Origin of the sequence: Tsukamurella sputi, from assembly GCF_007858445.1 — a bacterium.
Classification (GTDB): Bacteria; Actinomycetota; Actinomycetes; order Mycobacteriales; family Mycobacteriaceae; genus Tsukamurella; species Tsukamurella sputi.
Genome location: NZ_VIGV01000003.1, coordinates 658,181 through 673,667, shown reverse-complemented (window position 1 = coordinate 673,667; position 15,487 = coordinate 658,181). Strand labels below are relative to the sequence as shown.

Genomic DNA, 15,487 nt, shown 5'->3' with positions numbered 1-15,487 from the left:
CTCGGAAACGATGTTCACGAGCAACCATCAGGTGGGGCCAGATCAAACCGTCGCAACACCACCGGCGAGTCGCAAACGGGGCCAGGTCTAGCCGTCGAGCCGGGGCCTCTTCAAGCTGTCATAGCCACAGGAGGACGAAACCCATGCCTGACCTACTCGAACCCGGCGGCACCACCATCCCCGAAGGGCTCCAACCCGACCCGCGACTCTACCCCGGGCCGTCGGGCCTGTGGTTCCTCTCCATCCGCAACGGCCGCGCGCACCTCACCACGCGGCCCGCCTGGTTCTCCGTCTCCATGCCGATCCTCGGCCCGCACGCCTACGCCTTCGACACCGCCCGCGCCCTGGAGGAACTACGCCATGCCCGAACCTGAAACCACACCCAGCCGCGACACCGTCCGCCGCTCCCTGATGGTGCTCCTCGGCGACCGCTACGCCCGCGCCGGCGAAGTCACGAAGGCCGCCCAGTGCTACGCCATCGCGTTCGACGGCGTCTGGCCCAACGTCGACAACGACGGCCTACTCGACCCGTCCGCGTGGCTCGACGCGCCGAAGCCCCGTGTGCCGTCGGCGCCGCCGCTCCGCGTCTCCGGGAAGCTCACCCTGCAAGGCGACGGCCACGCGACCCAGCACCCGAACGCGATCCTGACCGCACCCAACCCGTTCCTGGACGACCCCGGCTGGGACGGCCGCCCGGTCCGCACCGACCGGCGGAGCATCCCCGTCGAGTTCACGATCCCCCGACGCCACGCCCCGCTCGCGTTCTGGCTACTGCTCGCCACCGACATCGCCACCGCCCCGCCACCCCAGCGACCGCGCGTCGGAACCGGCTGGCGCATCGGGCTGCTCGCCGTGGCCCTCCGCGCCCTCGGCTACCCCACCGCGCGGCCCGACCCGTGGGACATCGGGGCGTGCGGCCGCGCGCAGCAACCCGACCGGCCGACCCTCCAGCTCTACGACGAGAACTGGAACTACGCGATCACCCTCGCGCCCAAGTTCGCGTTCCCCGACACCGTCGCCCGCGACTACCCGCCGCCGGCCGAACCCTGCCAGTGCATCGCCGCGACCGAACCGTGGTGGGACCACCTCCGGGCGCAGTGGAAGGCCGTGTGGGACCAGATCGACCGCGCCCACGCCAACCGGCCCCCGCGTACCGACTTCATGCCGCACTACCCGTGCGAACGCCGGGACGCCCCGCGGCGCTAGCGCTCGACGTGCCGCGGGTGCAGCACGTGCATCCGGTGCCCGCACCCCCGCGGCACTCGAAGCTCCGGCACGGCGGATCGTGCAGGTTGTCCCAGCCCACCAGCACCCGGTAAGGCCCGAACCGCGCCCCGCACGCCTCGCACCGCTCCGGCACCACCTCCACACTCACCATGCCCGGCACGGTACGACGCAGCACCGACAGAACCCCGAAAACGCGCGATACGCTTGAAACCATGACCACCCCTAAGCCCGTCACCGACTTCGGCGCCGTCGAAACGCTCCCCATCGACTCCGTCACCCCGGCACCCGACAACCCGCGCGGCGGCGCCGGTGCCTTCAACGTCGTCCGACAGAACGGCGGCCTCGGCCTGTTCGCGGACCTCCTCGCGGCCGTCACCCTCTCCACGAACGGACGGATGGTCGGCGCCAACCTCGACGCCGTCATCAACGCCGAAGCCACCATCGCGCGGCCCGGGTTCCCCTACTCGTGCTTCATCGAGCAAGTCGGCGCCGGCCGCGAGGAGTGGTTCGGCCCGTTCGAAGACGACATCACCCACGCGTTCCAGTACGGCACCCGCGCCGACGGCGCCACCGCGCTCCTCATGCCACTGCTCCGGTACATGAAGGAGAGCAAGTCGAAGACCGGGATGCGGGCCGCGTACAACCACGAGCGGGCCGTGCAGCTCCAACGCATCTTCCCCGAGTCCGCGAAGGTCTCCGTCCGCGCCACCCACTCCAACGGGAAGGGCGCCCCCCGCGTCTTCCACACGATGCAGCCCGGCGCGATCCGCAACCCGCTCATGATCCACGACCAGCAACTGTTCGGGGCCGTCCGAACCCGCATGGGCGACCTCCTGGAGCAATGGAACACCGAGCAGGAGAAAGGCAACCGCGCGAAGATCCAGCGGCGGATCGCCGCGATGGAGAAGAAGACAGCACGAGCATGATCGGCGACAGCAAACCCGAAGACGACGCCGAACGCGCCCGCCTCCGCGAACAGGAACTCGAGATGGAAGCCCTGTCGCTGTTCATCGCCGGGGCGCCGCCGGAGTCGATCGCGAAGCGGCAAGGATGCACGCGGGCCGTCGCGCTGTCCCGCCTCCAGCGGGGCGTGCAAGTCCGGCAGGGCGAGCGGGACCAGCTCGCGAAGTACAGCCAGACCGTGATCGCCGACCGCCTGGAGATGCTGTACCGGGCATACGTGAAGCCCGCGATGGAGGGCGACCTCGCGGCGGCGAAGTACGTGCTGCAGGTCCACCACGAGGTGGTGGCGCTGACCGGTGCCGCCGAGCCGAACCGCTCCGTCGTCGAGGTGCAGCAGGCCGGAGACCTCGACCAGGAAATTGCGTCGCTCGTCGCGGTAATGGAGCAGAACGCGCGGGAGGACGCCCTCCGCGCGCTGCCCGCAGCGGCTACCGTCGACGACGAAGGCCCGGAGACCGAGTAGCAGTCGGTCTCCGGGCCTTCGCTGTGCGGGGATTCAGTTCTGGGGCAGCATCCCCGCGGCCTGGTGCGCCAGCACCCGCGCCAGCATCGACGCCCGCTGCGCCGGATCACCCTCGCCGTCGCTGACGCGGGTGACCTGCGTCCGCTCCCCGCGGTACTCCACCACCAGCCGCACCGTCACCGCGTCCGGCCCCTTCGGAGGCCGGCCACCGCCACGCGGCCCGCCCTGGGTCACCCCGGCGTCGTCCCGCCGCTGCTTCCACGCCCGGCCCTCGGTGGCCGTCCAGTACGGCCGACCTTTCCGCACCGCGGTCGGGAGCGGAACGTCGACCGGCTCCAGCTCCTCACCCGCGGCGACCTTCCGCCGGGACTTCACCAGCAGCCGCGACACCCAGCCACGCTTCGCGCCGATGAGGGCGGCCATGTCCCCAGTGTCCAGCAGCTCCTCGGTCATCGTCGGGCTCGTTCCCGCGCCCGGTTCGCCTCACCCTCGGTGACGGTCTGGCCGCACGCCGCACAGTTCATCGTGCCATCAGCGCCGTCTCGGATCATCCACGCCTCGTGCTGGTGGTAGATCGTCGCGGTGCTGCCGTGGACCGCGGCGAGCGCGTTCCGCATCCGGTCCGCAGTCTTGACGATCCCCGCGTACGCTTCCGCCGCGATGAACCGAGGGTTGCCGCCCTCGCTCCACTTCTCATCGGTCAGGGTCACGATCTGGCCGTCGACCTCCACGGTCACCGTCACACGCTTCACCTGCTCCGTCATCGGTCGTCTCCTTCCGCGGCGGTGAGCACCAGCTCGGCGACGGCGCGCGCGGGCTCGTACAGCGCCAGCGCGACCGACTCCGGGTCTTGGCCGCGGAACGCATCCCGCACCATCGCGTACTCGTTCAGGGCCTCCGCGAGTTCCACGGTCACGGCGACCGACTCCTCGTAGTCGTACGGGCCTCCGGCCATCATTCGACTCCCTTCGACCAGTACCGGATCGGGGTCGCCACCGCGTACTCGTACCGCACCTCATCGTGCGGCTTCCCCGGTTCCATCACTCGTCTCCGTCCCGCTCGATGAAGTAGTCCATGTACGTCTCGAAATGCGTTGCTCATGTCAGCGGTTCCCGGGGCAGGAGTCGGCGTTGTTCGGGCACCACGGCTTCGACGGCACCGAGCCACCGTCACCGCGGTGCTGCGCCGCCTGCCCCTCCGCCTTCGCGCGCTGCGCCTGCTGCCGCGCATACTCCGCGCCCTTCGCGTTGCTGTTGGCCGACACCTGCCGGTCGTACTCCGCCTTCGCCTGCTCGTACGCCTTCACCGCCTTCTCGTGCTCCGCCTTCTCTGCCGGCGTCGCGCCCGCGGGCAGATCCTTCGGCTTGGTCGGATTCTCCGCCGTCACCGCGGGGATCGACACGGGCACGTCGAAGCTCGGCGAGCCCTTCCCATCGCTCGGGTTCGGGCCAGCGGCCGGCGAGCCGGTGCCGACCGAGACGCCGCTGTTGCTGTCGGCGCCGACGCCCGGGTCCGCGTTCGCGACCGGCGTCCCGAAGATCAGCCCGGCCAACAGCGCGGTCGCGGCGAACGCACCCGCGACGGTACGACGGTTCTCGTGCTTGTTCATGTTCCCTCCTGAGGGATTGGGCCACCTCGATCGGGTGGCGTAGTGCCCGCCCCCACCACGACGTGGGAGCGCCCGCTGAACGGGATACGGGCTACTTGGTGACGACCGTCAGCTCGTCGATGCGGAAGCGGCGGAGCCCGTCCGGGAGCCGCTTCGCGGCGTCCGGGTGGTCGGCGTCAGCCGCGAGGACGTAGACGACCGGGAGCACGTGGTCGGCCCCAACGGGGCCGCGGCCGGTGGGGAGACGCTTCGCGATGCGGTAGACCTTGCGGCCGTTGCCGATGCGGACGAGAGTCCCGTGCTTCAGATTCGCGCTCATCGGTTCGCCGCCTCGTACTGGGCGACCCACGCGGCCGCGGTAGCGCGGTCGGCGTCGCTGTACTCCACGTCGAAGTCCTCCGCCCCACGCGACCCGGCGAGCACCTGGAGCGCGTGCTCGTACTCCTCCAGCGACGGAACGACCAACTGCAGCAGCGCGGCCCGCGAGAACTCGCCGAGCTCGGCAGTCGGCGCGGGGTACGCCATGATCTGCTCGACCGGCACGCTGGTGCAGACCAGCAGCGCCGCGACGTACCGGTAGTGCGCGGCTCCGCGCTTCGACGAGTACCGGGCGGCGTCGCGGAACTCGGCGGCGACGGACTTGCGGGTGGGGATCGGGGTGGTCATCGGAGTCTCCTTCGGGGTAGGTATTCGGTTAACCGCAGGGCACGTTTTCATGCTCAGACGTTGGCAGCCTCCTCGTACTGGGCGAAGTGGATGACGTCGCGGTTGCCCTCGTCGTCGCAGACGTGGGGCTCGATGGTGACGGTGCGGGTGAGGGCGGTCATTTCGTGCTCCTGGGGTAGGTGGCGGTGCGCTGTTACGGGGTACGTTAACCAAAAACTATCGGGGTGTCCAACGTTAACCGAAATGTCACCCCTATCATTGCCAGATGAGTACCACCGCCCACCAGTGGCTGCACCTCCCACCAGCGGAAAAGCAGCTCATCATCCAAGGACTCCGAGAGAACATCCTGAAGTCCGGGCACCCCGCGCCCAACGCACTCGCCACACCCGCAGCGTTCGCCGCCGCCCACAACCGCCGATTCCAGGTCCACGCCCACACCCAGGCGATCGACGAAGCCCTCACCTGGATGCACCACACCCCCGGCGCCCGCCTCATGATCTGGACACCACCCCGCGCCGGTAAATCCTGGCTCGCCGCACGCTACTTCCCCGCCTGGTGGCTCACCCAACACCCCCTCGACGCCGTCGCGCTCATCTCCTACAGCGCCAGCCTCGCCACCCGCCACGGAGCCGCCGCCCGCGACATCATCCGAGAATTCGGCCCCCACTACGGGCTCCGCCTCACCCAAGCCAACCGCGACGCCTGGGCCACCACCGCCGGCGGCAGCCTCGACGCCGTCGGCGTAGGCGGCGCCCTCACCGGTAAGGACATGCACCTCGGCATCATCGACGATCCGTTCAAGGACCGCGCCGAAGCCGACTCACCCGTGATCCGCGACAACGTGTGGGACTGGTACTCATCCGTGTTCGCGACCCGCCGCGTACGCCGCACCCGCATGCTCATCATCAACACCCGCTGGCACCAGGACGACCTCTGCGGCCGAATCCTGAAGGAACAGGGCCGCGTCGAGGACGACGGCCTCTGGCGCGTCCTCCACCTCCCCGCGCTCGCCGTGCCGGAGAACCGCGAACGCGGCTTCTACCCCGACCCGCTCGGCCGCGAACCAGGACAGCCGCTCACCCACCCGGACTACGACGACGACGACATCGACGGGCTCCTCGCCCACTGGGCGCAGGCCCGCTCCGACTCCGTCGCCCGCGACTGGAACGCCATGTACCAGGGCTCGCCGCACGACGCCGAGGGTGCGCTCCTCAACGACGGCGACCTCCGTGACGCCACCGTCGACGTGCACGCCGAGCCGCTACGCATCGCCGTCGCCGTCGACCCGTCCGGCGGCGGCCGAGACGAAGCGGGCATCGTGGCCGGAGTCCTCGGCGTCGACAAGAAGGTCACCATCACCCACGACCGCACCGCGCGGATGCCCGCCAACGCATGGGCCGAGAAGGCGTGCCTGCTCGCCGTTGAGGTCGACGCCGACCGAATCATCGTCGAGAAGAACTACGGCGGCGACATCGCCCTCGACCTCGTGCGCCTCACCTGGGAGAAGCTGCAGAACGACGGACGGGTGCCCGACGGCCGCCTCTGCCCGATGGTGATCCCCGTGGACGCCCGCCGGAACAAGGTGTTGCGCGCCGAGCCCGTGGCGGCGGCGATCAAGGCCGGCCGCGTGAAGCTCCTGCGCGGCGACGGCCTGAAGAAGGTGCGGATCGAGTTCACGCAGTGGGAGCCGGGGTCGACATGGTCTCCGGGCGCTCTCGACGCGGCAGTTCACCTCGTGACCAACCTCGCGCAGACGCCGCCGCGCTCGGTCAAGCGCTCGGGCCGGACCCGCAACGACGTCCGCGGCCAGGCACGACAGATCGTGCGCGGCTGAATCTCGCCGCAGGGCTTTCAAGTGGGCGAGGAGTGAGCTAGGTTTGCGTCACGTTTCCGTTAACGGATACCTACCCCATTCCTTGAAGGGACAGCTCATGACATCCAGGATCAAGATCGCGGCGGTCGTCACCGGCGTCGCCGCGGCACTGCTGGCCGGCGGCGGGTACGCCCAGGCCGAGCCGCAGGGCACGCTCACGGTCGCCGACCGCGCGTACCTCGCGGACCTCGCGGCCGAGCAGACCGGCACGATCGGCGGCACCCCGCGGGCGAAGGTCGAGCTCGGCGTCGCGACGTGCGGCGCGCTCCGCACCAACCCCGTCCAGCGGGTCGTCGACACCGGCATCCGCTCCGGGTTCTCCGACTGGGACACCGGCGTCCTCGTCTCCGCGGCGTCGCGGAACTACTGCCCCGACACCTGGGGTCGCGTCCTGGCCTGGGCGGAGGCCGTCTAATGGCACGCCCCGAAACCCACTCCGACCTGCGCGAAGACCTCCTCCAGGAGCACGTCGCGTCGTTCTACAGCGTCGACATGACCGACCCCGATCAGCTCCGCGCCCTCGCCAAGGCGATCACCGCGGTGCGGCGCGCGAAGGGTGACGCCGAGGCCGACAACCTCGGCGGGGTGAGGCTCTGGCGTCCCGCCCACGAGAGCGTCGTGCAGTCACGGCTCCGCGCCGCCCAGGCCGATTGGGACCGCCGCGAGCTCGGGTGGCGCAACGCCATCGAGGGCATCGCCTACGTGAAGGCCCAATGGGAGCGAACCGCGATCGACAGCTGGGCGAAGGCCGAGGAGCGCGTCGCCGTCGATTGGCCTCCGCTGGAGGAGGAGAAGGTCGATGCGTGACGACCAGCGCGCCGTCGCGCTCCCCTGCCCCGCCTGCGCCGCCCGGCCCGGTGAGAAGTGCACCGAGCCCACCAACACCGGCCGCCGCCGCGTCGAATGGCTCCACTACTCCCGCACCGACCAGCTCGAAGGAGCCCCGGCATGACCCCCACCCAGTTTATGAACGTCTTCGGTCTCCTCGCCGCGATCTGGTGCGCGGGAGTCATCGGCTGGGCCGCCGTCGGTACCAACTCGAACCGGAAGGGCCGCTGACCATGTTCAACGCCACCTTCGACGGCGCCGACCTCCTCGTGTTCCTCGCCCTGTTCGCGTTCATCTACGTCGCCCAGCAGGCCGGGTGGACCCGGTGAACATCGACCGCGACGCCCTGGAGGGCGTACCCGTTACGCCGAGCGGCCCGCTGTCCCTTGACCAGCTCGCCGCGCTCATCGACCTCGCCGAGCACACCGGCGAGCACATCACGCTCGACGCCGACACCCTCGCCTCCGGCCGCAAGCACCTGCCCGAGAACGTCAGTGACCTGTTCTACTGCATGGACCAGGTCAGTCCCGCCACCGTCGGGCACCTCGTGCAGTGCTGGGGCGCGCTGCACGCGATCCTCCACCACCTCCGCGAATCGGCCAGCGAACTCACCGCGGTCGCGTCGATCCGTCTCGTCATCGGGCACCACGGCGGCGCCGGCGGCATCGAACCGAACGGCTGGCAGACCGAACTCATCGCCCTCATCGAGCGCGGCGACACCCTGCAGCGCGCCAGCCTCACCGCCGCTTACCCCGGCCTCGTGCAGGCCGTGTCCGTGCAGGAGGCGGAGGGCATGAACGCCCTGTACGCGCTCCTGGCGCGGGCGCTCCTGGAGAACATGGGCTGACCCGCCCTGGGAACAGCCGAGGCCCCGACCGCCAAATGGTGGTCGGGGCCTCGTTGTCGGGATCGCCCGAGACAGCACCTACCCCTAGGGACTGCGTTCACGAGCATACGCGAAAACGCGCACTACGATGATGCGCAGACATACCCCATTCCTTCGTGAACGGAGCTCCACGGTGACCCTGGCAGTGTTCCTCCTCGCTCTCGGGGCGACCGCGAGCCTCACGCGGCTGGTGACCGACGACCAGCTCACGCTCTCACTGCGGGTGTGGCTGATCGGGAAGCTCGGCCCCGAGCACCCCGTCGCGTACGCGGTCGGCTGTCCCTTCTGCTTCTCGATGTGGGCGGCCGGCGCCGTCTACACGCTCGCCTGGTTCTACGGGCACACCTCCGCGTACTGGATCGTCGCCGGTGCGCTCACCGCCCGCTGGATCGTCGGCCACGTCGCCTCGTTCCTCGACGCCAAGGAGGGCTGACCCATGCGCCGTCGACCCGAGTCCACCACCGTCGCCCCGCCCAAGCAGCCCCGCATGGTCGCGGTCAACGACCGCCGAGGCCGAACCGTCGCGCTCCGCACCGTCGGCGACAACGAGCGCGGTGCACTCACCGCAGCGGCCGACGTCCTCGCCGGGCCTGCCCTCGTCCCGTCCCAGGTCCGGCGCGTCAACGTGCAGCCCTGGCAGAACGAAGTCTGGGACGTCCTCTACGAGCAGGTCGGTGAGCTCCGGTTCCTCATCGACCGCGTCGCCCGCGCCGGGTCGCTCGCCACGTTCTTCATCGCGCACGCCGGCCGCCCCGGCGAGCAGCCCACCCGCGTCGAGGTCGACCCCGAGAAGCGCGACCCGGCCGCCGAGACCCTCGTTGACCTCTCCGACCGCCTGTTCGGCGACGGCCCCGGTACCGCGCAGGCCATCAACCGCGCGCTGAAACACCTCCAGGGCAACGGTGAGTCGATCCTCCGCGTCTCCGACGATGACGCCACCGACGGGTACCAGCTCCACGCGCACGCCGTGCAGGAGCTGACCGGCATGCCCGGGGCATGGAAGATCAACGACGGCCAGCAGACGTACGACCTCGGTCCGTCGGACCTCCTCATCCGGTCGTGGACGCCGCACCCGCAGCGGGAGTACCTGCCGTTCTCGCCGGTCCGATCGGTCATGCCGATCGCGTACGAGCTGATCGCGCTCACGAAGGCCGTCGCCGCGTCCACCGACTCGCAGCTCGCGGGTGCCGGCGTCGTGCTCGTCCCCGAGGACGCGCAGGTGGTCGGCGGCGGCGCGGTCACGATCGACGAGGACGGTTCGGCCGTCATCAGCCCCGGCGCCGGTGGTCTCGCCGAGGAAATCGTCGAGGCCGCGCTCACCGCGATCAAGGACCGGGACAGCGTGGCCGCGGTCGCGCCCGTCGTGGCGACGACCACGAAGGACATGGGGAAGCTGGAGCACATCACGTTCTCCACGCCGCTCGACGAGCGGATGGGCGAGCTGCGTGAGGAGGCGATCAGGCGGCTCGCGCTCGGGATGGATTCCCCGCCCGAGGTTCTGCTCGGGCAGGGCGACACGAACCACTGGTCGGCGTGGCAGGTGTCCGAGGAGGAGATTCGCCTCGTCGTCGCGCCGCTCCTGGCGACGGTGGCGCACGCTCTCACCGTCGGCTGGCTCCAGCCTTCCATCCAGCAGCTGTCGCGCCGCCTCGGTGGCCTGGACCCCGCGGACTTCGTCGTCTGGTTCGACACGACACCGCTGGAGCTCCGGCCGGACCGGTCCGCGGACGCGAAGGAGCTGCACGCGCTCGGTGTGCTCTCCGACGAGGCGCTGCGCCGCGAGTGCGGCTTCACCGAGGACGACAAGCCGGACGACGACGCGCGGGTGGCGGCGCTGGCGAAGGAGCTCCTGGCGCTTCGCCCCGACCTCGTGAACGAGCTGTTCGAGCTCATGGGACTGCCGGACCCTGGCCTGCCGAGCGCGCCGGGCTCCGGCGGGCCGGTCATGCCGCCCGACGGTGCACCGCCGGAGGCGCCCGCGGACCCCGAGCACGAGACGCTGGCGGCGCTCGCCGACGGCGCCGACCCCCGCACCCTGCCGGACACCCAGGGATTGGACCCGCGCCCATGACCGCCACCACCGTCGACCCGGCACTCCTCGCCTGCGAGGTTGCCGTGCTCCGTGCCCTCGAACTCGCGGTGAAGCGCGCCGGCCTCCGGCTCCGCGCGAACGGCCACCCGTGCGCCGGGCCATCGCACACCTGGCACATCTCCGAGGCGCCTGTCCCATCGTCGCGGGTCGAGAAGGCCCTCGCCGGTGCGTGGGCGCACCTGCGCACGACCCTCGCCGACGACGCCGACGTGGAACGGCTGATCCTCGCCTGCGACGAGTACACACGCGCGCTCCTCGCCGATCGTGTCGCCCACGACCGCGATGCGCTGGCCGCGTACCTGCAGGTGGCCCGTGAAGCGGGCTGACCGCCCGCAGCGCGCCGCCGCGGCCCGGTACGTCGCCTACACCCGCAAGGTCCGCGCCGAGGCCGAGCTGGAACTGCTGATCGCCCGCGGCATGGACGCCTGGGCCGACGTCCTCCAGCTCTCGATCGTCAGTCGCATCACCGACGGCGGCCCGCTGGAGCGTGCCGACGCCCTCAACCATGTCGACGAGGCCGCCCGCGCATGGCAGGTGTTCCTCCAGCACGGCCTCCTCCCCCGCATCGCCGCCCTGTTCCGGCAGGCGTTCACGGAGCAGCGCACCCAGCTCCGGGCGCTCACTGCGGCCGGCGCCCCGGACGACGACTTCGACCGGGCGTTCCGCGCCGAGCTCGACGCCCTCAACTCCGGCGACGGTGACCTATTCCGCGGCCCCGACGCCCAGGCGTACGAGGCGGAGGCCGAGGCCCTGTTCGGGGAGGAGTTCAACTCCGAACGCAAGAGCGCCGACCACTCCGCGTACCGGTACGAGCAGGAGCACATCGCCACCGTCCACGACCGGCTCGTGATCTGGCCCGACGGGGCGTGGGAGGAGATGCGCCCCGAAATCGAGGAGGCGCTGGCCGAGGGCGAGAGCATCAACCAGGTCCGCGACCGCATCGCGCACGTCATCGGCACCGACAGCGAGACCCGCCGTATCCGCGCGGACATCGCCGACGTCGACCGCGAACTCATGCGGACGGACCTCACCGGGAACGAGCGCGCGGAGCTGCAGGCCCGGCGCCGAGACCTCTGGCAGCAGCACGACGAGAGCACCGACGACTGGGAGTACAACGCGCGCCGCGTGGCCCGCACGGAGGTGCAGGGCGCGGTCGAGGGCGGCCACGACGCCGCCGCGTACGCCGCCCAGGCGGAGACCGGCGTGGAGCTATGGAAACGGTGGCTCGCCACCCCGGACGACCGCACCCGCATGAGCCACCGTGTCGCCGACGGGCAGATCGTCAAGCTCGACGAGAAGTTCACCGTCGGGAAGGCCCACCTCGACCACCCCGCGGACCCGGACGGGTTGGTCGCCGGAGAGATCATCAACTGCCGCTGCACCTGCCTGTACTTCCCGTGGGGCGAGGTGCAGGAGGAGATCGCCGGGGAGGAGGGCAGCCTCGGGGAGGTGCGCCCGCGCGGCGTGCGCCTCGGCCCCGACGACCCGACCGACGTGCAGACCGCGATCGAGGCGGAGAAGCAGGCCCAACGCGAGTGGGACGCCGAGAACAGCGGGATGACCGCCGCCGGCCGCCGCGGCTTCAACCCGGGCCAGCCGCGGAACGAGAACGGCGAGTGGAGCCTCGACCTCGGCGGGCGCAGCCCCAAGGTGCATCGTCCGCGCCGAGGCGGCACACACCCAGAAGGGCGCCGGCGGCGAACGCGGGTGGAGAACTACGACGCGCTGCGCGGCGACTTCCACGCCCCATCCGGGCCGGACGAAGTCGCGCCGATCAGCGCCGACACCCTCGCGTACATCGAGGACGGGCACGCTCACGGTGTCAACCTCCCCGGACAGAGCGAGTTCCCGAAGGGGTGGCGCGGTGACGTTCTCCGAGACAAGATCGAGCAGGTCATCGACAACCCGCAGTCGATGGGGCCAGATCGGCGATCGAATCGCGCCCACCTGTACGGCATGGTCGACGGAATACGAGTGAAAGTCGTCCTGGAGGACACCGGCAAGGGGTGGACGCCCTGGTCCGTCTGGACGTCGTACCCCGACGGGAAGAGTATTATCTAGCCCATGAAGACCCGCGAAGATCAGCAGAAGGCGGCCGACGTGGTTGCCGCGCTGGTCCCGCTCGTCGAGCACCTGTGGTCGGAGTCCGACGCCGAGGCGATCGACAGCTACCGGCGCGGCGGCGAACTGGGGATCGTTCTGGAGAACATCCTGCTCGACGCCCACGAGAACGACATTCCGCTCCCCGCGGACCAGGTTCGAGCCGCCGGCGAATGCCTCGCGGTGCAGGGCATGGTTCCGCCGCGGACCGACGTGGCCGCGCTGCAGCGGATCGTCGAGTCGCGGCTGACGTCTGCCGCGTAGTTCCAGCGATACCCTGGTAGCCAGACGCGCTGCTGGCTATGGACCGGGCTCCCTCCCCTTGTTGTGAGGTGCCTGGTGACCGCTCCCGCGCTTGACGCTCCCCTGTACGACCTGCCCGCCCTGGTGGCGCCGCAGAGCTGGTCGGGGCTGCTGCTCCCCACGAACACCCCCGCCGGTGACGGCCGCGTGATGGTCCACGACGGCACCGAGGTGGTGCCGGCGCGCCCGCTGCCGCTGCCGCTGCTCGCTCAGCCCGCCCTCGCGCAGGGCCATGAGGGCGCGATCCGCGTTGGCATGATCCGCCGCCTGTGGATGGGCGAGGGCGGGGTCTGGGGCGAGGGCACCTTCAACCCGGACCCGGACGGGCAGGAGTGGGCCGCGCGGGTCGCGCGCGGCGAGGGCTGGGTCTCGATCGACCTGTCCGACGTGATGGTGGAGAAGGTGCCCGTCGACGCCGACGGCCGCGAACTCGAGCCCGAGGAGCTGGAAGCCGCTGCGGACCTCTCCGCGCAGGTGCAGGAGCGGTTGAGCCGCTGGAAGGTGATGGGCGCGACCCTGGTCTCCCATCCGGCGTTCGAGGACTCGTACGTGGAGTCCTGGGCGCTCGCCGCGGCGGCGGGCGAGGCTCGCGCGCGGGTCCGGTTCGACCTCCCCAGCTGGTCGGTGGCCGACGCCCCGCAGGCTCAGGCGGCGCCCACCTGGACGTCGCTGACCGCGGCCGGGCTCACGTTCGACGCCGCCGACTTCGCTGACCCTCGCCTCGACGGGCCGACCGCTCTCACGATCGACGAGGACGGCCGCGTGTACGGGCACCTCGCGACGTGGGGCACCTGCCACATCGGGTACTCGGGCGTGTGCGTGACGGCGCCACCGTCGCGGTCCGGCTACGCCTACTTCGCGCACGGCATGGTGAACACCCGCGACGGCGGGCAGGTGCCGGTCGGGAAGATCACGATGGGTACCGGCCACGCGACCACCGCCGACGGCACCCGCTGGTCCGACGCCGCCTCGCACTACGACAACACGGGCTCGTGCGTGGCTCTGGTCGCGGCCGGAGAGGACGAGTACGGCATCTGGCTGTCCGGCCACATGCTGCCCGGCACGTCGCAGGCGCAGGTCGACACGCTGCGGCACTCGGGTGTGTCCGGCGACTGGCGGGAAATCGCCGGGGATATGGAGCTGGTGGCCGCGCTCGCGGTGAACGTGCCCGGCTTCCCGGTGCCGCGGACGATCGCTGCGTCGGGCGTGCTGCTCGCGGCTGGCGTCGTCACGCCGGGCGCCGCGGCCCGCGCTCGGGAGGCCGCGGAGCTCGACGAGGTGGCCGCGATGCGCCGCAGTATCTCGGCCGCCGCGCTGCAGCCGATGCGGGAGCGCGTCGACCGCGCGGCCGTGGAGTCCATGCGGGCGGTGGTCGCGGCAGCCGCCGGCACGGACCACAACCTGGTGAACTACTGGACCGCCGGGAAGGGCCTCGCGCGGTGGGCGGAGTCGCCGAGCCCGTGGACGACGCTGGTGCGGGAGCTGCGGAGCGAGATTCCCCGCACGTCGATGACCGATGACCAGGTGAAGGGCCTGGCGTCGAACTACTTCCACCGAGTGCACGGGTACTGGCCGGGTGACCGGAAGGGCAAGAACCCGGTCGGCCACGGTGCGCTCGCCGCGCCGGTCACCGCGGCGGGGCCTCCGAACGAGGACGAGCAGAACCAGCCGCAGAACGGGCAGCGGATCGTGCGCACGCAGGAGGGCGCGGACCGGTACGGCGTGCAGATCGGGCAGCCGATCCCGCCGAAGGCGAACCAGAAGCCGACGACGCCCGCGACGTCGATGGACCCCGAGGTGAACTCGGTGTGGGAGAAGATCAAGCGGGAGAACCCCGCCGAGGAGAAGTCGTCGGGCAAGAAGGGCGGCGGCAGCGGCAGCGGCGGTGGCAGCGGGTCGAAGTCGTCGAAGGAGAAGGACACGACGACGAAGGGTGAGGTGCCGAGCGGCAGCAAGAAGCTCGGCAGCTCCACCCCGGCTCGGCAGTCGGGCGACTCCGCGTTCATGGAGGAGGACCAGGCGCCGGAGAAGGGCGCGAAGGGCGGGAAGCTCACGAAGTTCGAGGCCGGCGTCGCCTACTACGACGACGGCACGATGAGTGATGGAAAGTCCTGGTACACCGCGGGTGAGCCCAAGGCGACGACCACGAAGGCGACCACCACGAAGGCGACCACCGCGGAGAAGTCCACCAGCTCGTCGAGCGACCCGATCACGAACCTGGTCCAGGCGATCCTCGCCCTGTTCACGGGGAAGCCCTCCAGCGCACCGTCGTCCAGCAAGTCGAGCACCGCACCGTCGAGCGGCGACGCGCAGCCCACGCCGGAGCAGCGGTTGCAGCGGGTTCAGAAGACCCGGGACATGATGGCGGAGCTCGGGCGGATGCTCGACGAGGAGGAGCGGCAGGCCGGAGGCCGCGACACGAAGGGACGGAACTGAGATGGGCTGCGGTTCATGCGGAAGCGGCGCGAGCCGGGGCA

The 15,487-nt window shown here is 70.9% G+C and carries 21 protein-coding genes; 15 read left to right on the top strand and 6 right to left on the bottom strand.

Features of this window, described 5'->3' with window-relative positions; genetic code table 11:
- The first annotated feature begins 143 nt into the window (after positions 1–143).
- From FK268_RS12715 to FK268_RS12700, 4 genes are all read left to right on the top strand, one after another.
- On the top strand, positions 144–374 hold the full coding sequence (locus tag FK268_RS12715; protein WP_146434493.1) for a hypothetical protein: 231 nt from the start codon (positions 144–146) through the stop codon (positions 372–374).
- Complete coding sequence (locus FK268_RS12710; RefSeq protein WP_146434491.1) at positions 361–1,206, top strand: hypothetical protein; 846 nt, start codon at positions 361–363, stop codon at positions 1,204–1,206. Before FK268_RS12715 ends, FK268_RS12710 begins: the two co-directional genes overlap by 14 nt.
- A 233-nt stretch (positions 1,207–1,439) precedes the next feature.
- Positions 1,440–2,153 carry a GREB1-related protein gene (locus tag FK268_RS12705; RefSeq protein WP_146434489.1) on the top strand — a complete coding sequence of 238 codons (714 nt, stop codon included), beginning with the start codon at positions 1,440–1,442 and terminating at the stop codon, positions 2,151–2,153.
- Positions 2,150–2,653: a hypothetical protein gene (locus tag FK268_RS12700; protein WP_146434487.1), complete on the top strand. Its 504-nt coding sequence runs from the start codon at positions 2,150–2,152 to the stop codon at positions 2,651–2,653. The genes FK268_RS12705 and FK268_RS12700 overlap by 4 nt, the downstream gene beginning before the upstream one ends.
- Before the next feature lie 33 nt (positions 2,654–2,686).
- Here the strand turns inward: FK268_RS12700 and FK268_RS12695 are convergent, their stop codons facing one another.
- The 6 genes from FK268_RS12695 to FK268_RS12670 form a co-directional block, all read right to left on the bottom strand.
- On the bottom strand, positions 2,687–3,106 hold the full coding sequence (locus FK268_RS12695) for a hypothetical protein (protein ID WP_146434485.1): 420 nt from the start codon (positions 3,104–3,106) through the stop codon (positions 2,687–2,689).
- Positions 3,103–3,417: a hypothetical protein gene (locus FK268_RS12690; RefSeq protein WP_146434483.1), complete on the bottom strand. Its 315-nt coding sequence runs from the start codon at positions 3,415–3,417 to the stop codon at positions 3,103–3,105. Before FK268_RS12690 ends, FK268_RS12695 begins: the two co-directional genes overlap by 4 nt.
- A complete protein-coding gene (locus FK268_RS12685) occupies positions 3,414–3,611 on the bottom strand; it encodes a hypothetical protein (protein WP_146434482.1) in 198 nt (65 codons plus the stop codon). The genes FK268_RS12690 and FK268_RS12685 overlap by 4 nt, the downstream gene beginning before the upstream one ends.
- Before the next feature lie 144 nt (positions 3,612–3,755).
- Positions 3,756–4,262: a hypothetical protein gene (locus FK268_RS12680; RefSeq protein WP_146434480.1), complete on the bottom strand. Its 507-nt coding sequence runs from the start codon at positions 4,260–4,262 to the stop codon at positions 3,756–3,758.
- A gap of 91 nt (positions 4,263–4,353) precedes the next feature.
- Positions 4,354–4,581 carry a hypothetical protein gene (locus FK268_RS12675; protein ID WP_146434478.1) on the bottom strand — a complete coding sequence of 76 codons (228 nt, stop codon included), beginning with the start codon at positions 4,579–4,581 and terminating at the stop codon, positions 4,354–4,356.
- A complete protein-coding gene (locus FK268_RS12670) occupies positions 4,578–4,928 on the bottom strand; it encodes a hypothetical protein (protein ID WP_146434475.1) in 351 nt (116 codons plus the stop codon). The genes FK268_RS12675 and FK268_RS12670 overlap by 4 nt, the downstream gene beginning before the upstream one ends.
- Before the next feature lie 265 nt (positions 4,929–5,193).
- Here FK268_RS12670 and FK268_RS12665 point away from each other — a divergent pair, with 265 nt between their 5' ends.
- The 11 genes from FK268_RS12665 to FK268_RS12620 all read left to right on the top strand — a co-directional run bounded on the left by FK268_RS12665 (position 5,194) and on the right by FK268_RS12620 (position 15,446).
- The gene (locus tag FK268_RS12665) at positions 5,194–6,762 is read left to right on the top strand and encodes a terminase large subunit domain-containing protein (RefSeq protein ID WP_146434473.1); all 1,569 of its coding nucleotides are present in this window, start codon (positions 5,194–5,196) and stop codon (positions 6,760–6,762) included.
- Between the two features lie 97 nt (positions 6,763–6,859).
- A complete protein-coding gene (locus FK268_RS12660; protein WP_146434471.1) occupies positions 6,860–7,216 on the top strand; it encodes a DUF732 domain-containing protein in 357 nt (118 codons plus the stop codon).
- The gene (locus tag FK268_RS12655) at positions 7,216–7,608 is read left to right on the top strand and encodes a DUF7432 family protein (RefSeq protein WP_146434468.1); all 393 of its coding nucleotides are present in this window, start codon (positions 7,216–7,218) and stop codon (positions 7,606–7,608) included. The genes FK268_RS12660 and FK268_RS12655 overlap by 1 nt, the downstream gene beginning before the upstream one ends.
- Positions 7,601–7,753, top strand: coding sequence for a zinc finger domain-containing protein (locus tag FK268_RS24220; RefSeq protein WP_158636103.1), 153 nt, complete (start codon positions 7,601–7,603; stop codon positions 7,751–7,753). Before FK268_RS12655 ends, FK268_RS24220 begins: the two co-directional genes overlap by 8 nt.
- Positions 7,754–7,945: 192 nt before the next feature.
- Positions 7,946–8,476, top strand: coding sequence for a hypothetical protein (locus FK268_RS12650; protein ID WP_158636102.1), 531 nt, complete (start codon positions 7,946–7,948; stop codon positions 8,474–8,476).
- Between the two features lie 172 nt (positions 8,477–8,648).
- Positions 8,649–8,948 (top strand): hypothetical protein, encoded by a 300-nt coding sequence (locus FK268_RS12645; RefSeq protein ID WP_146434464.1) that lies wholly within the window; start codon positions 8,649–8,651, stop codon positions 8,946–8,948.
- Positions 8,949–8,951: 3 nt separating this feature from the next.
- Positions 8,952–10,586, top strand: coding sequence for a hypothetical protein (locus FK268_RS12640; protein ID WP_146434462.1), 1,635 nt, complete (start codon positions 8,952–8,954; stop codon positions 10,584–10,586).
- The gene (locus FK268_RS12635) at positions 10,583–10,933 is read left to right on the top strand and encodes a hypothetical protein (protein WP_146434460.1); all 351 of its coding nucleotides are present in this window, start codon (positions 10,583–10,585) and stop codon (positions 10,931–10,933) included. The genes FK268_RS12640 and FK268_RS12635 overlap by 4 nt, the downstream gene beginning before the upstream one ends.
- A complete protein-coding gene (locus tag FK268_RS12630; protein ID WP_158636101.1) occupies positions 10,920–12,668 on the top strand; it encodes a phage minor head protein in 1,749 nt (582 codons plus the stop codon). Before FK268_RS12635 ends, FK268_RS12630 begins: the two co-directional genes overlap by 14 nt.
- A 3-nt stretch (positions 12,669–12,671) precedes the next feature.
- Positions 12,672–12,971 carry a hypothetical protein gene (locus tag FK268_RS12625; protein WP_146434456.1) on the top strand — a complete coding sequence of 100 codons (300 nt, stop codon included), beginning with the start codon at positions 12,672–12,674 and terminating at the stop codon, positions 12,969–12,971.
- A gap of 75 nt (positions 12,972–13,046) precedes the next feature.
- Positions 13,047–15,446 (top strand): hypothetical protein, encoded by a 2,400-nt coding sequence (locus tag FK268_RS12620; RefSeq protein ID WP_146434454.1) that lies wholly within the window; start codon positions 13,047–13,049, stop codon positions 15,444–15,446.
- The last annotated feature ends 41 nt before the right edge of the window (positions 15,447–15,487 follow it).